Genomic DNA, 17970 nt, shown 5'->3' on the forward strand with positions numbered 1-17970 from the left:
CAAAACTGTAAGATGAGATATGAGCTACTACATCTAATCTATTGTTTCGTTGAAACTAATTCAATAATTTCACCAGTAGACGTATCCACTCTTATTTCTGTATGTTGCCCTGAGTGCTGAAGTTGATTTTTTAAATCAGCATTAATCAGTTTGAGCTTATCTATTTCAGCGTACATTTCTTGTAATCGCACCAGTAGCTTTTCAAAATCCTTATCGATTTCCTTAGGGTCAATCTCGTTTTTTTGCTTTTCTTTAGCAAGCTTGCTTTTTAGTTCGGCTACCTTTGTTCTGAGTTGTTTTATTAAATTATCTTTATTTTTTTCTTCCCAAGTTAATTGAGCTTTTTCAATATTTTCTCGTAACTTTACCCATTTTTCTTCTTCTTTAGATAGATTTGCAATATTTCTTTTAGCTCTCGTTGCTACTGCATTTTTGGTTATCTTGCTGCCATCAGATTTCATCTCTTCAAAAGCACGTTTTATATCATCGTATGCGCTACTCATGCTTGTTCTCCTTGGTTTGTATGCGCTTTGCCTTCATCTAATACATAGTCAGCTGCTGCTATATTATTTTTCCAGTGAATAGCAAATAGCTCGTAATCTTCTTGCTCTTCTTTGGTTAATGCCGCATATGCCTCTAGTTTCTGCGTTGCTTCTTTTTTTATTATTTGCCAATTGACCTTGTGGCGTTTGGTAATGATTTTACTACCACAATACACACAGCCACTAGGGATTCCTGCTCCTTTTATCTTGCAAGCTTCTCCCGCAGTGCAGTACCCCGTAGGTAAGCCACGTATGTTTTTAATATTTTTGACGAGAAATTTTTTCAGTTCTTCAATTGAACTGAAATGGATCTGCTTAATCACAGTCGAATCTTTACTTTGACTATCAGTAATACCTATTATCAGATCTTTAGATGTTTTATTAATTTGCTCACCAGCACCACCTTTAAGTGATTGTGACTCGGCTTCATCTATTAACTCTTCTGCAACACGGTCAATTAAAATCTCATTAAACTCTTCAGTAGTTTTAATTAAAGTTGTTGAGGCCAAAAATGCTCTTCGAGTATAAACAAACGTCATTAGGCTAGTTAAATGTTTAAATTGATATCTAATATCATCAAGCTCACCTAATTTATTGGCAATGACAAAGTAGGCCAACGTATGTCGAAACATGTGAGCGGTTAATCTAAACGTATCGCCTTCTTCGTATGGGACACCTCTATTCTCTCCTCTAACTTCTTTGTAGTTAGATTCAAGGCGTTCAAGCTCTGCTATATCATCATCGTCTAGAGTTAAGTCAAAAAGCTCAATGTTTTCACTGTTTTTAACCTCAAATTTTGTGAATCGCCCAGTATCGCTAAAACTAACACTACAGCTACTATGTGAAACCCCGAAAAGACGGTTTCTTTCTAACCCTTCTTTCAAATTGTGTGCTTGACTACTTGTTATATTGGCTCTGCATGAAGAAAGTACAGCTTTTGCCCTTTCTTGCATACCGATCACATATTTTTCGTAAATACCAACACACTCATGTACTTCAGCGTTTGAAAACCATTCCATCTCAACCTTACTGTTGTCGGTTTTGGTCATAATTGCCGTAATGTAATAAATATCATCTTTGTAATTGGCACAGCCAACCTTGCATGTAAGTACTTCGTTATATCTCATACCTGTATAGGCCAAGATATTAATGTATGTGGCTAATTTTAAATCTTCTAATTCTTCGGATAATTGAATGAATTCCTCTTCATTGGGTAAGTTTCTTACATGTTTTGCTATTAGCTCACCTGTATTCATTTTGGGCGGTGGTTCAATGGAGCCTTCATGTAAACTATCTATTAAGCGTGCATTTAATTCTAGCCATCGTTCTATCTTATCCTTAGAGTTTTCAACTATTTTTTCTGCAAACTTCAGAATTTTTTTCATTACTTTAGTAGGAATGACAGGGTGCGAATAAGTGACTGGTCTCGGATGGTGTAACTCGTTTAGTTGGTTAAGCACATCAATAAAAACACTACACACCTTAGGGCCAAAAAGACGAAAGCTTCGTTGCACGTCAAATAGTTTAGTAAATGAGTGTGATTGTCTGTAAATAGCTATTTTCCCGACTTCATATAAATAGTCTTTTATGAGATTCCTAATAACTAAGTCAGATTTGAACTCCAACTCATGAAATGAGTGATAACCTCTTTGTCTTAAGAAGGCTGCAATTAAATTTAGATACGTTACATCATTTTGAAGTGTAGAGATTTTTAGAGGTTTACCGCCTACAACATCACCATGTGTGAGTTTAATTAGTGAATAAATTCGAATTTGATATGCTAATTCATCAACACCTTTAAAATTCACATTTCTTTGCGTTTCTTCATAGCTTATCCAAGTGTCATCGCCAAAGTGAATAGTGCCATGTTTAGCAATATTCAATGCTCTGTTTTCCCACAAAGCAATCGAATTAAAAGCGCTAGTATCATCAACTTTAAAATCTTCTAACACCTGAACCAAAGGTTTTATAGTGATTTGACCTGTATGTGTTTTTACAACAGCGATATCAAGTAGTTTTGTTTTAGTTACCTCTTTGGTCATAGCAAACCTGTGTTTTTCCAATGAGGATGAATACCCTCTGTTCTCAATAATTCTTTTCCATCAATCACAGCTTGAGCATTAAGCTTGGCAATATCAGTTAATATTTCGTTAACTCTATTTTTCAACTGCTCTATGTTTTCCAGTTGCTCTGTTACAGAGTCAAATGTTGCGGCTGAGTTTTCCATATCAGCAACAACAAAATCCCGGTATGACAAAAGTTTCCAAACATGCAATGCGTCAGCAACACAGCGATAGAACGGACACCACAAGCATGCGTTAAAGTCGGCACATGCATGCTCGTTTGTATCTCGCTGGTCTAATAATTTCCTGTTTTGAGATTCGAATGCCACTACTGCGGATTTATCTTTTGAGTTAATGCATGTGCCATTCGGGACTTTTTTACCGTCTTCTGGTGGAGTCTGCAAAATGATTACTTTGTCGGTAACATCGCGAACAAAATAGTCTGCCATTGTTTTTGTCGCTCTGTTGATTGTCATTGCAACATCTTTGTTATCTTGCATTAAATAATGACGCAAGAACGTTTCATAAGAGTGCTTGCCAGCTTTTTGATACCACTTAAATTCTTTGGCAACTTTTCGGTAAATGTAGTTAAGCCCTGATTTTCTGATCTTTTGCGAATTAAATACGATATCACACCCAAGCTCAGTCAATATCCTATCTATAGAGGTCTTGAAACGTGATGCTGTTAATAATTGAATCTTTACTTCTCCAATACTATTTACTTTGGGAAAAACAAAAATTCTTTTTGATAGGTTCTCAATAGAAGGGCGGTAAATAGACGTAAGTCTAGTCGCAGCCTTAATATCAAATATTACTGGTTCGACAACGTCGCCGTATAAGACGCCTTCTTTTTCTAGATCTTCGGCTTTAATTTCAAATTTATGCCATTGAGTTTGATAATTAGCTCGGCGTTTAAATAAACGAAGAGCAGGAGTTTTACTTGAATGTAATGGCGTGTTAAAGAAAAATAAGTCGTCAGTATCAAGCTCTAGCGTAGGAGTTGAATTCCAACCAGTTTTCAATATGACTTTTGCTGCATAAAGTGTAACTTTGTCTTTAATTGTGAGTAAGGTCTCAGAAAGCCCTTTTTCTATGTAATATGCTAATTCTACTACTTCTCTATATGAGTAGAGTTTATCTTGATTCTGAGATAGTTGCTCTTGATGTTGTGCAGTTAATTCGGTGTTGACCGGAAAGCTTTTAATAGTATCTAGACCATAAAACGATAGTAATTTGTCGATAGCGCTCTGATATTGATTACCAACAAAAACCGACAAATCGCCTTGTTTTGATTTTAGTTGAATTGCCTCTCTTATAGCCTTTAGTATCTCACAGTTATTTTCAACAAAAGCATGGACCCCATGACTGGCAATAAGCTTCATTTGTTCATCTGTTAATGATGATGCATTTTCTTTCAATGCTCTAGCCATACTACCTATGTAACCTTTGAGAGTGACGATACCTATGCTCTCGCCATCAATTCGCTTTGTAAAAACTTTATGGTATTCGACTAGGTTTTGATAAAATTTATAGGCATTGTCATATACCCACTCATGCTTCTGCCATTCGGTAGTGTCACTTTCTTTAAGGTAATAGCCCAATGAGTAGGGTAATAAACTTTCCTTTGCGATTTTTTCACCCGTAACAAAGTGGTAAAGGTCCAATGCAGCGTTTAGTAGCAGTAAAAACTGCTGGTTATTTTGAGTTTCTTCTTGGTAATGCTTATAAAGGTATTTAAATCCCTGAAGGCCATTTTCTGCAAACCCTTGAATTCCACGCTCACTAAGCAGCTTAATTATTGGTGATGCTACGCTACCAGCACTATTCAACCACCTTGGAAATGATAAAGTTGAGGATCTAACTCTTGTTGTATTAGCTTCCGAAGCGCTTGCTATCTGATTTTTCAAAAAAGCATCAACTTCATTGCCAAATTTGGATGATATGCTTTGTGCATACCCTATTACTTCGGCTTCAGTTTTAAATTGATTGACTCTAGCTTTACCCCACACATCGGGTAGTATAAATTTTAAAAAAGTACGGAAGTTGTGATTGCATATAAATGATGAAACGAATTCCCTATCCTGTAATGTTGCCAATAATGGCAGTTTGACGCGTTCAGTATTCTTAAAAGTATCATGTAGACAAAGATTTATAATAGCTGTCGCAGTTTTGAGGATATTGTCCCTAATAGAAGAATCTTTGAGGCTTAATTCTGGAAGGACGAGATAGTCCAGATATTTATTTAGTAATTTACGAATCTCTTTTACTTGATGGAATTCAAGTTCGAATAATTTAGTTATGTCGATTGAAGTAGCCCCATTTACTAGCCTAAAAGGAGCGTTGATAGCGTTATCATAAAAATGAAACTTAGCTAAGTTTTCTAAGGCTTCTTCTATACGAGTAGCATAACTAGGTAGCTTGACATCATTTATTTCATTAATGCAAAAGTATTCCAGTTCTTGCCAAATTTCAAAGTCTGATAGAGCATTTAATCCCGAAGTTTGAATTGATGTCGCAGTATCTGTACTAACCTTATTAAGGGCTAGAGGAAGAGTATGTTGTAAACTGACACAAGCATTCCGCAAGCGACTCATTGAAATAGCAGTGTCGTCATCTGCGCTAATATTGTTTTCTTTGTCATATGCCCTGTTAAATAAAACGTCTAACTGTTTGGCTAGAACAATTGAATGAGGTTTAAATCTAGCAGGAATACGATTGGACTTCCGCGTTTTAACTTGCTGCTGCATCTTCAGCCTCACGCATCAGTAATTCGTCAACATCACCGTAGATATCTTTCACCCACTCTGACATTGCTCCGTATGCATCCACTGCTACACTTTTGGCAAAGTCGATGTAACGTTTGGTTGTTTTAAAACTTTCGTGACTCATCAAGGTCATTAGTGTCTGTCTGATGGAACTCTCCGATTCACCTTTGTCAATTAGGTATTTAGCGACATAAGTAGCAAAGGTAGCGCGTAAGTCATGGAATGTGCGTAATAGTATTTCTAATCCCTGCTTCCTTTGTTCTTTTCTAACTATGGAAATAGTATTCCCCGGTGTATCTTCGCTTATCCGCGATCCTGAACTATTCATAAACAAAGGAAGCGGATGTTCACTATTGTCCATACCATGATTAGTCTCATGTTTGGTACGTCGCTTCATATTTTGAATTGTCAAAGTGTGATTGTACAAAAGCTTCATTAGAACTCGCGCTATTGTTAATCTCACTGGCTTATGTCCTTTTCGTACAATGTTCAATTTTGGAATACGTTTCTCGTTTTCTTTTTCATCAGGATCAAAAAGGTCTTTCTGGTCGATGGCTGAAATCTCAAAAGAACGAAGTCCACCTAGCAAAGCACATTGCAAATAAAGCTTATAAGTCTCTTTTTGAGCCGTATCCGTCTCCAGCAACTGTTTAAGTTCTTTTGGAGAATATGGTTGTAGATCTTTTTCGGGTGAGTCTTCCTTTTGTTTCAATGTATTTGGAATGCTCAAATTACTAACCCACTTCCATAAGCCTCCAGAACGTGTGTTGCTAGTAGGTAATTGAAACAATGAACTTACACTTGATTTAGCTTTCGATTTAATACGTACCTGTTTGTATTCAAGTGAGAAGGGGAGGCTATCTATAGCCCCGCGCTTATGGCTCCATATATAGAATGCTTTAACAGCTCTAATTCGTTCTTGAGCGCTGTTAAAGCTTATGCGTTTAGACTTATCTTTGGTTTCGACTCTTTCACATAAATGTTTGTGATATCTCCACACAGGTAACCTAGAAATATCATCATCTACAGATTGTTTTGAAAGTGGTGCAGCTATTACTTCAAAATAGGATGCATCATCTTTATCCAACCAATCTAAGAAAGCTTTTAAGTGCTTAGCTATACTGCAAACAGACTTAACATCTAATGGCTTTCCCGGTTGGCTGGCATGATAAGCGTCACTAAAAGCCTCATTGTCTATTTGATTCTTTTTGAGACTGAAATGACCTTCAAAGCGGTGCATTAAAAATAAGTTCATTTCTTGGCATTCGGTGAAGCGAGTCGGGTGATATAGCACTGGAAAATTAGGTTCTATTTTATCGTGCCTATATGAGTGAGTTCTGATGCCTTTTTCAGTCTTAATAGGTTGCCCTGATTTATCGAGATGAAAAGACATTCCTTTTCCAAAGTTGACTGATGTTTTAATTATTTTAGTTTTTGTTGTATTTCGAAGTATCATTTTCGTTCACCTTTGATTCTTAGCTAGAGTATGTGTGTAAAAGCTTTTTTGTTCAAGTTTATTAAGGGTATGATAGTATTATATCAATTCGGGGGTGATTTTGGATGAGAGTCAAAACTTAACGGCATCACAGCTTAAAACCATTATTACCCGCTGCGGTGAAGGCACGAAACTAATTTGCTCAGGTAACTTGGCGCAAATAGATAGCAACTACTTAACCCCCGTAACTTCAGGGCTTACCTATATTGTTGAACGCTTTAAAGATTTTGAAGGCAGCGCCACTGTTAACTTAAATGGCGTCGTACGCAGCCGTTTAGCCAGCTTCGCTGAAGAAAATTTATAACTTGCTAGTACTTCTATGCCTCGTTAACCTAACCGTTAACGAGGTAAGGTACTTATAACCAGTGAATTTTTTACCATTAAAGCATTATTATCGCTCTTTATCAGTGGCACTTATTGTGCCACTGCTGGTGGCGTTTTTTTTGTGTTTGCATCTTTATAATTTAAAGCTCGAACGTGCTATTGAAAGCAGGCAAAACGGTTTTAATAATATCTCTGCACAGCTTAGCCATGCAATGAATGCTGCCAATGGCTTAATAGATACTATGTTCAAGCTCTACGAGCAGCCACTTTCTTATGATTATGCGCCTAGCTTGGCGCGCAATGTTAATCAGTTTGACCATTATTATTACCAATCGGTAGGTGAGGGGATCGGAGAAGTTGTGGGGCAAGGTCGATTTGCTTCAACGCAATTTGCAGTTAATCAATGGCGACAAGTTATAGCCCTAGGCCCATCGTTCAATACCGCACTTTCTTTAATTCAATCACTTGAAGCAGTTGCCTATGTAAACCAGCAGGGTTTTGTTTTTATTAAACGACGTAATACAACGAAAAGTGAGTTGCTTACGAGTGTTTTAGATAACAAGTTTCGTCCATTGCAACTGAATGAAGAACGGCTTGCTTCAAGCTCTGTTTTGACCATAAACGGTCATGCCTATTTTGCAATTGGTAAACAAAGAGCAGCTGATAGTCAAGATTATATCGTTTTGATCTATGACCTAGAGGCTATTTCATTGTGGCTTAAGAAGATAGCACCTAGTGATGGTGAGTTTATCTTTATTAATCAAGACAACCAAGTGATTGCTAGCTCTAAAGACATATTAAAGAGCGCCATTAATGCAACAGGGTATTGGCCAGATATCGTTGAAAGTTCAGGCTCGCGCTATCAAAGTCATTTTGTACAAGATACTACCAACTTACCTATTCATACGCGTTTTCACGAATCGCTTAGGGCATTGAGTAAGCCTATTGGCTATGACATTTTTTTAGAGTTTATGTTTTTAAGCGTCTTTTTAGTAATGATGTTTAGTGCCGTGTTTTGGTTAAGCCAACGTATTTTCGTAAAACCCATGACGCATTTGATGAATTATTTAGAGCAGCATGATGAGGGCAAGCAAGCGCTTGTGAGTTACAAAATTCCTGCTAACTGGCAGCCTTGGTTTAGTCGTGTTAAGCAGATCTTTCGACGCAATGAAGAGTTAGTACAGTCCTTACAAGAAGCCAATAAAACTTTAGATTCTCAAGTACAAGTAAAGTCGCAACAGCTTAGAAGAAGTATTGATGCTAAAGAGCGTCAATTAGCTTTATTAAACACCATGCTCAACAATGTTCCGGATATTATTTATTTTAAGAACATTGATGGCTCATTTTTGGGGTGTAATAAAGCATATGAACGCTACATAGGCTTGCCACAAGAAAAGTTAGTGGGTCAGCAATTATGTGATATCAGTGATGATAATGGCGAAATCAACGAGCTTGAAAAGAAAGTGCTCAAAGACAAACAGGTTTATCAAAAACGTTTATCAACACAAGATAAAATCTATGATTTGAGTATAGTGCCTTTTTATAACGAGCATCAGCAGTTTTTGGGGACTATGGCGATTGGTCGTGATATTACCAAACAGTATGAAGCGCTCAATGCGTTGCAAAGTTCAGAAGCTAAATTACGAAGTGCAATGGAGTATGCTGCCAATGGCGTGCTGTTAGTGTCACTTGATTATCAGGTTTTACAAGTAAATAAAGCGGCAAGGAAGATTTTTTCAATTGATTTAGGTAATAAATCACCTAGTCACTATACATTGGAAGACCTATTTGCTGAGCAATCATTTAATACATTAAAAGAGACGTTACTAGATTTACTCAACGAGAAAAAGAATGTCTATCACTTTAGCCTGCCACAACAAGAGCAAAAGCGATGGCTACAAATTAGTGTTTCATTAGTGTTTAATGGCGAGCAAACACCTGACTACTATGTTGTGCATGTGCAAGATGTTACAGCACTTGTGCAAGCAAAAGACGATGCTGAGCGAGCAACATTGGCAAAAAGCCGATTTATTGCAAACTTAAGTCATGAAATTCGTACGCCGTTGAATGCAGTGTTAGGCCTGATTGATGTAATTGCTTTACAAGGCTTATCAGCTGAGCAGCGTACTCATGCAGAACAAGCTAAATCTGCGGCAAATAGTTTACTTACTTTACTTAATCGCATGCTTGACTTTGCTCGAGCAGAAAACTCGCAAATGCAATTAAGTAATGCACCATTTAGTGTCTCTAATTTAATTGAGTATTGCCAAGGCTTGATCGCACCACTGTGCAGAAAAAAAGGCTTAACTTTTAATATTGAATGTGATGATGATATCAATGACAGCTTAATTGGCGACCAAATATGTTTGCAACAAGTGTTAGGAAATTTACTGACAAACGCCGCTAAGTTTACAGAGCAAGGCAGTGTCACCTTGTGTATGAAGCTCATTGAACAATCAACAGAGCAGCAACTTATTTGTTTTACCGTCAAAGATACTGGTATAGGGATAAGCCAAGAAGATCAAAGTCGTTTATTTGATGCGTTTACACAGGGCGATGAGTCTCTTACTCGTTCACATCAAGGCGTAGGACTTGGTCTTGCCATTGTGAAGTATGAGGTTGCCTTGATGGGAGGGGAAATCAAGCTTGAGAGTGAAAAAGGCAAAGGCAGTGAGTTTTACTTTTGCTTACAGCTTGATAAAACCACAGAGCCGGCCAAAAAGTCTGTGGTGTCGTTACCCTCTAAAATGGATTTATCAGGCTTACTCGTACTTGCTGTAGACGATAACCCACTCAATTTAAACATAATTAAAAGTATTCTAGAGCAAGCAGATGTTAATGTTGTTTGTGCAGACAGTGGTGAAAAAGCGATAAAGCTTGCAAAGTCATTGCAACCTGATCTGATTTTTATGGATATTCAAATGCCAGAAATGGATGGTTGCCAAGCAACGCGCATTATTCGTCAGACGTTTAGTAAACAACAAATACCAATCTATGCATTAACGGCACACAGTGAACCTGCTGACATAGAGCAATCAGTTGCAGCTGGTATGAATAAGCACCTAACCAAGCCAATTGTTGCGAGCAAATTATTTTTAGCCATGAATGAATTGGAACATAAAAAAGAATCCTTTTTCGATCAAGACTTTATTCTATCCCAATTTGGAAACAGCACTAAGTTAGTATTAACTATGTTGTCAAAGTTTGCGATTATGGCACAAGAGCAGTTATTACTCATATCTAAAGTAAACACTGCGCAAGAGCTGATACGTGTGGTGCATAATCTTAAAGGGTCAGCTGGAAACCTCGGTTTTAAACGTTTGTCAGCGTGCGCTCAGGAATGTGAAGTTAAGCTGAAGAAAACTGGTGAACTGCCCGAACAATTAAATGATGAATTGCAATGCCAATTACAGCAAGTGATTGCATTTATCATCGAACAAGGATCTACACATGTTGAAAAGAGCCAAGGTACTGATTGTTGATGATGATCCGTTAAATCGCTTGGTATTAGAGAAAACGTTGCAGCAAGACTACGATGTTTTTTGTGTTGAAAGTGGTGAAAAAGCACTGACGTTTTTGAAAACTCAAGCTGTCGACTTGTTGATTTTAGATATAGTGATGCCCGGCATTGATGGTTACGAGGTACTTGGCAAGTTAAAAGAAAATGCCACAACCAGCATGTTACCCGTTATCTTTATTTCCGCGAATAACAGCCATGATGATGAAGCAAAGGGCCTTGAATTAGGTGCAATGGACTACATCACTAAACCTTTTAGTGCTGCGATAGTTCGTGCAAGGGTACGCAATCAGTTATTAATTAAGCAAAAAAATGACCTTCTTGAAATGCTTGCTTCAATTGATGGGTTGACGGAAATACCTAACAGGCGTTATTTAGATGAGAATTTAGCTCGTGAATGGCGTCGAAGTCGTCGAGACTGTACACCGTTATCTGTGCTGTTAATGGACGTTGATCACTTTAAACGCTACAACGATTGTTATGGACATAGAGCCGGGGATGATTGTTTGAAAAAAATTGCTCACGCGCTTGTGGGTGCATGTGAGCGCGGCAGTGACTTTGTAGCACGTTATGGTGGTGAAGAGTTTGCTGCGGTACTGCCAAACACTTCTGCAAAAGAAGCTATTGCATTTGCTAACAAACTACGCGATGCAGTGAATAAACTAAATATCCCTCATAAAGCGTCTTTAAATGCTGATCACATTACGATTAGTATTGGTATTGCCACCACTGAAACCGGGCAAGTATACGCAGAGCAAACTTTATTAGAAGAGGCTGATTTAGGTTTGTATCAAGCTAAAGATACTGGACGCGATAAAGTTGTTTCAAGGATGGTTGCGGTAAATGAATCAGAGTAGGCAAAGCCTACTCTTAACTTTAGCTTGCTAATTAGCCGTTACTTAGCGATTGATAAATTGTATCGCCCACGCCGATTAACTTATCATTTTTAAATACTAAAGGTGTGCACTCATCTTTTGTCATCTTGCCATCTGAATGAATGCTATGCGTAACATAAAATAGCACTTGATATACATCATCACCTTGTTTTAGCAGCTCGGTAAAGTTAGGTGTATGAAGTTTGTTTAATACAGTTTGATAACTGGTATCGAGTGCAAGGTTAGAAATAATTTCACGATTATTTTTATGTTGCTTCTCCCAGCTTGATGAAGAACTACCTGCCCAATGCGTATCGGCTTCGCCATCTGAAACTGCAATAACGCAACCTGTTAAGAATGGAGCAGATAGTGCAGCGATTAGAAGAGCTTTTTTCATTTTTTTATCCCTAGAAATTCGAGTTTAAGTGATTGTTAGATAGCAATCAGCTTGCCAACTTTAAAAATCTTTTTAAATCAATGCTTTGTCTGTTAGCTTACATGCTTGGTAGGCTAAATAAACACGTAGATTAGTCTGTTTGACTAATTTGTTGTATTTTAGACTAATCTATTCCGTGGTTCGCCTTGGTTAAATGCTTGGATATTTAAAGCTATTTCGTTAACTAAGCGAGCGATTGATTCTTGGCTTGCCCATGCGATGTGTGGTGTGAGTAATAAGTTTGCGCCTTTGTATAGTGCCAGCGGGTTTGTTTGCTCTGCGGGTTCTTTACTAAGTACATCTACACCTGCGCCAGCAATGACATTATTAGCTAAAGCGTCAGCTAAATCGGCTTCATTGATAATCCCACCACGAGCGGTATTGATAATAATAGCTGACGATTTCATCATGCTTAATTCTGCCGCGGCTATTTGGTTGCGTGTTTCATCCGTTAGCGGGCAATGAACACTAATAATATCGGCTTTGCTTAGGGCATCATTAAAACTAACACGACCTTCACGAGGGGTATGACCTTTTCGCTCACTGATAATGACATTGGCACCAAAGGCACGCGCTACATCAGCCACAGCTTTACCTAATGACCCATAACCAACAATTGCCAATGTTTTGCCGGCAATTTCATTAAAGCTGTAATCTAAGCGACAAAACATTGGGCTTTGTTGCCATAAACCTTGCTGGCAATCATTAATGTATCTATGAGTATTACCCAATAAGTTAGTGATTAAGGTAAAGGTATGCTGCACCACGCTCGGTGTTGAATAGCCCGCCACATTTGTCACTGCAATGTTATGCTCTTTTGCTGCCTCTAAATCGATATTATTAGTGCCTGTTGCTGCAACGCATATTAATTTCAAATTAGTTAACTGGCTCATAGCGTGCTGATCAATCACCACTTTATTACTGATAATTACATCAGCATCTTGGCAGCGCTCAACAACTTGCTCTTGGGAAGTTAGATCGTAACAAGTTAATTTACCTAGCTGTGCTAAGGCATCTAACGAAGTGTTGGCTAATGTTGCTGCATCAAGGACAGTAATATTCATGTGCTTTCCTTTTTTAATTTATTGCTTGACCTTGGGGTGTACTCCAAGGTTTATAGTGAGCATAATAAATAAACGCTTCACAATGGAGACGGTGATGAAAATAGGTGAGTTTTCCCGCCAGTTGGGTGTCTCAACAGATACTCTAAGGTACTACGAAAAGCATGGTTTGTTAACGCCAAGTTCGCGTTCAGACGTGGGATATCGTTTTTATTCTGAGGATGACTATAAGCAAATGGCGTTTATTCTCAGAGCAAAGAATGTTGGCTTTAGTTTGGCTGAGATCAAAGAGTTGCTGCAAATTAAGTTTCATAAAGATCAGCACTCTTGCCATGAAGTTAAAGAGATGACGTTACAAAAACGCGATCTCGTTGCACAAAGAATTGCGGAGCTTACTCGCTTTTATGACTCACTTTCATTATTGGCTGATAAATGTTGTGGTGGTGAAGAACCCGCTGAAAACTGTTCAATACTAACGACGCTGGAGGATATCGATGGACTTACTCAGTAATTTTTGGCATCTGTTTTTACTCTCGGCGCCTTGGTTAATGCTGGGTTTATTCATAGCTGGTCTGTTAAATGTGTATTTGCCTGCCAACTTTCTTAACCGTCATTTAGGAAAAGAAGGGCTATGGACCACAGTTAAAGCGGCTTTTATTGGTGCTCCTATGCCATTGTGCTCATGTGGTGTGATCCCTGCGGCCATTGGTTTAAGAAGGGCGGGAGCGTCAAAAAGTGCCACCACCGCATTTTTAGTTTCAACCCCTGAAACGGGAGTCGATTCGGTCTCGGTATCTTATGTGTTACTAGGCCCATTTATGGCGGTGATACGTCCTATTGCGGCCGTGTGTAGTGCCATTGTTGCGGGTGTATTAGTGGGCAAAGACAGTGAGCTTCATCAACAGCAAAGCACAACAGCAAATAAAGAGAACACTAAAACAACATCTTGTTGCAGCAGTAAACAGCCTGAGCCTATGACCACAGCGAGCTGTTGCAGTAAAGAGGCGTCTGCTAAGCCCACACAAAGTTGTTGCAGCAAGCGAACAACTAAAGAACTTGAGGCTGTTAAAACAACAAGTTGTTGTAGTAATAAAGGTTCACAAGCTACTCCAGAGTCGCAACAAAGTTGCGCAAGTGAACAAGCAGTACCTTCGCAGAAAAGCTGTTGTAGCAGTGAGCAGCCAACTAAAACCGTTGAAAGTCGTTTTAGTAAACTGAAACGTGCGGTGAGTTTTAGTTGTAACAAGTTACTTGAAGACACCATGATTTGGTTAATGATTGGTTTATTCTTTGCCGCTTTAGTACAAACCTATGTGCCAGAATCTTATTTAAGCCAATGGGGCAGTGGCATACTTGCGATGCTTGTGGTTATTTTAATTAGTATTCCTATGTATATTTGCGCAACAGCCTCAACACCAATAGCTGCTGGACTATTACTCAGTGGTGTATCGCCTGGTGCAGTCTTAGTTTTTATGTTGGCAGGCCCTGCTACAAATATTGCAACCTTAGGTGTTGTGGGTAAAGAACTAGGTAAGCGTGCTGTGGTTGCTTACTTAATAGGTGTGATTGCTACAGCGTTGGCATTTGGCTTTTTAACTGATTATTTAGTGACGCAATACGGTTTTGTGGTGGCACCGATGATAGGCGAAGAGCATGAAGTTTTACCGCATTGGTTAAGCTTTATATCGGGCATTGTATTGGCTACTTTAATGCTTAGATTAGTGTTAAAAATGGTTCTGAAAAAGTCCTCGCAAACTGGTAAGAGCATTGCATAATTACTTGTTATAAAAATATATTTTACTAACATTTGGCAAATAACTTGGTTAACTATCGCGTCTCGGTTCGCATTTAAAATTGCCTGAGTTATAATCCGCCAAATATTTAAACGGTGCGCTGTGCGTGCCGTTTTTTAACTTAAGTAGTTTTTAATGAGTGAAAGTGTGGATAAATACGCCGACATAAGACCTTACAATGATGATGAAGTCGCTGATTCAGTAGCACGTTTAATTGCTGATAATGCTTTTGTGGATGTAATTGCCAAATATAATCTACCGCGCTTTTTATCCTATTTTCCATTTATTACTCGCCCATTAGTGCGTAGCCAGCTGCGTAAAAAGTGGGGTAATACCTCATCGGTTGAGCAAGTACAGCATGAAGTGGCAGATTATTTAAATAAGTTAATCACCCGTACTACTTCTGAAGTGACATTTTCTGGCATAGATAAACTAGATCCTAAACAAGCCTATTTATTTATCTCGAATCACCGAGATATCGTGCTTGACCCTGCATTGGTGAATTGGGGGTTGTTTAAGCACAATATGCCGACTGTTCGCATCGCAATTGGGGATAACTTACTGCAAATTCCTTATATCACTGAGTTAATGCGTTTAAACAAAAGCTTTATTGTGAAGCGCTCAGCGAAAGCACCTAAAGAGATGCTAAAAGCTTTGTCGCAGCTGTCTGCTTATATTTATGACTCGCTAGCTGAAGGTCACTCAATTTGGATAGCCCAAAAAGAAGGCCGAGCAAAAGATGGTTTTGACCAAACAGATCCAGCTTTACTTAAGATGTTGCAGTTACAAGGTCGTAAGCAGAAGAAAGAGTTTGCTGAATACGTGCGCGAACTAAAAATTGTGCCTGTGTCTATCTCTTATCAATACGAGCCGTGTGCGATAGCTAAAGCAAAAGAGCTTTATCATAAGCAGCAACATGGTCAGTATGTTAAACAACAAGGCGAAGATATTGCCAGCATTGTTGAAGGCTTTAGTACAGCTAAAGGACATGTGCATTTAGCCTTTGGTGAGCCAATTGAGTCAGGCTGTGAGTCACCTGAAGAGCTTGCAAAAACTATTGATCAGCAAATCGTTGATTCATTCTTTCTACACCCAGGTAACTATATTGCTGGTGGCTGTAAAGAAGCCGTTGTCGATAAAAAAGATGCAGAGGCATTTAATGCTCGCTTGGCAAAAGTACCCGATGAATTAAAGCCGCTAGTTCTTGCAATGTATGCGAAGCCTTTTCATCGTAAAGCAGAACTGACAAACAGTGAATTAGCCTAAATTTTTAGCGGCTAAAAATAGCGTTAGAAAGCCACTTTTATAAAGTGGCTTTTTTTATGGTTATTTTTCAGGCTATACTTTAGTTATGAACTCGTCACTGGCAAATATGATGCAACAAATTGAAATCTTTGAGATTCCAAGCCCTTGCAAAGGGATTTGTCAGGTTAACAATCGAGGGTATTGTAAAGGCTGTTATCGAAGCAGGGATGAACGCTTCTATTGGAATAAGTTTACTAATGCCGAAAAGCGTAAAGTAATTAGCTTGTGCCAACAGCGATATAAGCGTTACCTACAAAAAAAACAACAAGCAGAAAACCCACCGTCTTCTCCCTCGCAAGGTGGTTTTGATTTTTAAAATTCAGTTAAGTTGTATTTGGATTTTAGAAAATGCACTTTACCCTCTTCCTGCAATTTCTGAAGGGCGCGAGTGAGCTTAGGAATTAGTGCCTCATGGCGTTTATGAACGAAATGAAAGCTCTGCATTGGCATTAAAACTTCTTTATGAAAAGCTGCTTGATTAAAATCTGGGTGCTTTGTTTTGAGCATAAAATCTAGCAATATAGTGCCTTCAACACGCTTTTGAGTTAGTAAATTTAATTGTGCGGTAATATTTCGTACTTTAATAACATCTCCGCCGAATGGGTGTTTATCGATGTAACTTTGGGCAGCAGGATAACTTGATTGAATTGCTAATGATTTTAACTCTTTATAGCGACAGTGTTGGCAATTTTTTAATAGCACAAGATTAAAATCAAAAAGCGGGAAATCAACTTTTAGTAGGTTTGGGTAGTCATCTTTTACATCTGCAATACGGCCTAGTTGACCATCTAAAATACCATTATTGGCTGCTATTAGGGCACTTTGGTGATTAAAATCAATGATATGTACTTCATAACCTATTTCTTTGTAGGCCATTTTAAGTAAATCAATAACATAACGTGCTTGTGGGGTATCCGCTGGTCGATTGAAAATTAATAGGTTCGAGCTAGCACTAGCAGGAAGGCAAAAAAGCAATAAGACTAGCGCAAATCTGAGAAGCAGATATTTTGACAATGTGCATTCCTTGCGTGTTTAAAAAATCGCCGTTAATTTACTGGTATGTGCTACCAAAATCAAGGTTAATCGTATGGCATTAGGCTAAACAGACCAATAAAAAATGCTATACTTGCCAGTATTATTTTTTAGTTGTTGTGAATATATGAGTTTTAATTTATGTAAGTTGCCACGAGAGCAAAAGTATCAAATACAACTGGACTATGAAGCCTCTTTTTGGGCTTACCAAATAAAGCGAGGTAAAAATACGCGGGAGGGGGTATATACAACAATTAACAGTCGCCCAATGTCAGAACAAGCATTTTTGAAGCAGCAGTTTGAGCATTATCTTGCACTTATGAGCTGATATGACTGCGCTAAAGTTTTGTCTTCTTGAACCAATAAAAACACCGTTAGTTAATAAGTTTTATTATAAACATGGTGCTCGAGGGCGAGCCTGCAAAGCAGACCAAGTATGGGTTTGCTATTCTGGTCTTGAGATTATTGCAGCATGTCGAATACAAAATCAATCGGGGTCTTTGTTTTTATCAACACTTTATGTTGATGATGCATGGCGAGGTCAAAAGATTGCTTCTCAATTACTTACGACGTTAATTACAGCACAAAACGCGCCTATATTTACTTTTGCATACCAAAATCTGATTGATTTTTATGTACAAAATGGGTTTAACTGTACGTTAACATTACCCAATTCTTTGCAATCGTTGTTTGAGTTATATGCGCATCGAAATATAGTTGCGATGCACTGTACACGACACACAGTGCCAAGTTAGCAATTTG

General features: G+C 38.3%; 15 protein-coding genes and 1 pseudogene. 9 read left to right on the forward strand and 7 right to left on the reverse strand.

Features of this window, described 5'->3' with window-relative positions; genetic code table 11:
- Positions 1-38: 38 nt before the first annotated feature.
- The 4 genes from L1267_RS00480 to L1267_RS00495 are packed head-to-tail and all read right to left on the reverse strand — an operon-like array spanning position 39 to position 6826.
- Entirely contained in the window at positions 39-503 is a 465-nt protein-coding gene (locus L1267_RS00480) for a hypothetical protein (protein WP_016708220.1), read from the reverse strand.
- A complete protein-coding gene (locus L1267_RS00485) occupies positions 500-2584 on the reverse strand; it encodes a hypothetical protein (protein WP_235381760.1) in 2085 nt (694 codons plus the stop codon). Before L1267_RS00485 ends, L1267_RS00480 begins: the two co-directional genes overlap by 4 nt.
- Positions 2581-5352, reverse strand: a complete 2772-nt coding sequence (locus L1267_RS00490) for a hypothetical protein (RefSeq protein ID WP_074988938.1) — start codon at positions 5350-5352, stop codon at positions 2581-2583. The genes L1267_RS00485 and L1267_RS00490 overlap by 4 nt, the downstream gene beginning before the upstream one ends.
- Entirely contained in the window at positions 5336-6826 is a 1491-nt protein-coding gene (locus tag L1267_RS00495) for a site-specific integrase (RefSeq protein ID WP_016708217.1), read from the reverse strand. Before L1267_RS00495 ends, L1267_RS00490 begins: the two co-directional genes overlap by 17 nt.
- A gap of 85 nt (positions 6827-6911) precedes the next feature.
- Between L1267_RS00495 and L1267_RS00500 the strand changes: the two are divergent.
- From L1267_RS00500 to L1267_RS00510, 3 genes and pseudogenes are all read left to right on the forward strand, one after another.
- Positions 6912-7169 (forward strand): annotated as a pseudogene (locus L1267_RS00500) (PhoH family protein); the annotation flags it as partial.
- Between the two features lie 61 nt (positions 7170-7230).
- Positions 7231-10671: a response regulator gene (locus L1267_RS00505; RefSeq protein ID WP_235381763.1), complete on the forward strand. Its 3441-nt coding sequence runs from the start codon at positions 7231-7233 to the stop codon at positions 10669-10671.
- On the forward strand, positions 10640-11563 hold the full coding sequence (locus L1267_RS00510) for a GGDEF domain-containing response regulator (protein WP_135923590.1): 924 nt from the start codon (positions 10640-10642) through the stop codon (positions 11561-11563). The genes L1267_RS00505 and L1267_RS00510 overlap by 32 nt, the downstream gene beginning before the upstream one ends.
- Positions 11564-11594: 31 nt before the next feature.
- On the opposite strand, the gene L1267_RS00515 is transcribed toward L1267_RS00510, so the two are convergent.
- Complete coding sequence (locus L1267_RS00515; protein ID WP_135923591.1) at positions 11595-11978, reverse strand: DUF3192 domain-containing protein; 384 nt, start codon at positions 11976-11978, stop codon at positions 11595-11597.
- Between the two features lie 158 nt (positions 11979-12136).
- The gene (locus L1267_RS00520; RefSeq protein ID WP_235381766.1) at positions 12137-13081 is read right to left on the reverse strand and encodes a D-2-hydroxyacid dehydrogenase; all 945 of its coding nucleotides are present in this window, start codon (positions 13079-13081) and stop codon (positions 12137-12139) included.
- A gap of 94 nt (positions 13082-13175) precedes the next feature.
- On the opposite strand from L1267_RS00520, the gene zntR reads away from it, so the two are divergent.
- The 4 genes from zntR (at position 13176) to L1267_RS00540 (ending at position 16492) form a co-directional block, all read left to right on the forward strand.
- Complete coding sequence (gene zntR / locus L1267_RS00525; protein WP_135926239.1) at positions 13176-13589, forward strand: Zn(2+)-responsive transcriptional regulator; 414 nt, start codon at positions 13176-13178, stop codon at positions 13587-13589.
- The gene (locus L1267_RS00530) at positions 13573-14853 is read left to right on the forward strand and encodes an SO_0444 family Cu/Zn efflux transporter (RefSeq protein WP_235381768.1); all 1281 of its coding nucleotides are present in this window, start codon (positions 13573-13575) and stop codon (positions 14851-14853) included. Before zntR ends, L1267_RS00530 begins: the two co-directional genes overlap by 17 nt.
- Positions 14854-15006: 153 nt before the next feature.
- Positions 15007-16137, forward strand: a complete 1131-nt coding sequence (locus tag L1267_RS00535) for a 1-acyl-sn-glycerol-3-phosphate acyltransferase (protein WP_135923594.1) — start codon at positions 15007-15009, stop codon at positions 16135-16137.
- A gap of 109 nt (positions 16138-16246) precedes the next feature.
- Entirely contained in the window at positions 16247-16492 is a 246-nt protein-coding gene (locus tag L1267_RS00540) for a DUF1289 domain-containing protein (protein WP_135926240.1), read from the forward strand.
- On the opposite strand, the gene L1267_RS00545 is transcribed toward L1267_RS00540, so the two are convergent.
- Positions 16489-17190: a transporter substrate-binding domain-containing protein gene (locus L1267_RS00545; protein ID WP_235381770.1), complete on the reverse strand. Its 702-nt coding sequence runs from the start codon at positions 17188-17190 to the stop codon at positions 16489-16491. The genes L1267_RS00540 and L1267_RS00545 overlap by 4 nt on opposite strands.
- Before the next feature lie 145 nt (positions 17191-17335).
- On the opposite strand from L1267_RS00545, the gene L1267_RS00550 reads away from it, so the two are divergent.
- The gene (locus L1267_RS00550) at positions 17336-17536 is read left to right on the forward strand and encodes a DUF3283 family protein (RefSeq protein ID WP_135923595.1); all 201 of its coding nucleotides are present in this window, start codon (positions 17336-17338) and stop codon (positions 17534-17536) included.
- A gap of 1 nt (position 17537) precedes the next feature.
- On the forward strand, positions 17538-17963 hold the full coding sequence (locus L1267_RS00555; protein ID WP_235381772.1) for a GNAT family N-acetyltransferase: 426 nt from the start codon (positions 17538-17540) through the stop codon (positions 17961-17963).
- Positions 17964-17970: the final 7 nt, after the last annotated feature.

It is taken from the genome of Pseudoalteromonas sp. OFAV1 (assembly GCF_021532595.1).
In the GTDB taxonomy this organism is placed as follows: domain Bacteria; phylum Pseudomonadota; class Gammaproteobacteria; order Enterobacterales; family Alteromonadaceae; genus Pseudoalteromonas; species Pseudoalteromonas lipolytica_C.

Excerpts from the sequence above, each read along its gene's own strand:
- L1267_RS00480 (WP_016708220.1), bottom strand. The coding sequence starts at position 503 with ATGAGTAGCGCATACGATGATATAAAACGTGCTTTTGAAGAGATGAAA.
- L1267_RS00485 (WP_235381760.1), bottom strand. The coding sequence starts at position 2,584 with ATGACCAAAGAGGTAACTAAAACAAAACTACTTGATATCGCTGTTGTA.
- L1267_RS00490 (WP_074988938.1), bottom strand. The coding sequence starts at position 5,352 with ATGCAGCAGCAAGTTAAAACGCGGAAGTCCAATCGTATTCCTGCTAGA.
- L1267_RS00495 (WP_016708217.1), bottom strand. The coding sequence starts at position 6,826 with ATGATACTTCGAAATACAACAAAAACTAAAATAATTAAAACATCAGTC.
- L1267_RS00510 (WP_135923590.1), top strand. The coding sequence starts at position 10,640 with ATGTTGAAAAGAGCCAAGGTACTGATTGTTGATGATGATCCGTTAAAT.
- L1267_RS00515 (WP_135923591.1), bottom strand. The coding sequence starts at position 11,978 with ATGAAAAAAGCTCTTCTAATCGCTGCACTATCTGCTCCATTCTTAACA.
- L1267_RS00520 (WP_235381766.1), bottom strand. The coding sequence starts at position 13,081 with ATGAATATTACTGTCCTTGATGCAGCAACATTAGCCAACACTTCGTTA.
- zntR (WP_135926239.1), top strand. The coding sequence starts at position 13,176 with ATGAAAATAGGTGAGTTTTCCCGCCAGTTGGGTGTCTCAACAGATACT.
- L1267_RS00530 (WP_235381768.1), top strand. The coding sequence starts at position 13,573 with ATGGACTTACTCAGTAATTTTTGGCATCTGTTTTTACTCTCGGCGCCT.
- L1267_RS00535 (WP_135923594.1), top strand. The coding sequence starts at position 15,007 with ATGAGTGAAAGTGTGGATAAATACGCCGACATAAGACCTTACAATGAT.
- L1267_RS00540 (WP_135926240.1), top strand. The coding sequence starts at position 16,247 with ATGCAACAAATTGAAATCTTTGAGATTCCAAGCCCTTGCAAAGGGATT.
- L1267_RS00550 (WP_135923595.1), top strand. The coding sequence starts at position 17,336 with ATGAGTTTTAATTTATGTAAGTTGCCACGAGAGCAAAAGTATCAAATA.
- L1267_RS00555 (WP_235381772.1), top strand. The coding sequence starts at position 17,538 with ATGACTGCGCTAAAGTTTTGTCTTCTTGAACCAATAAAAACACCGTTA.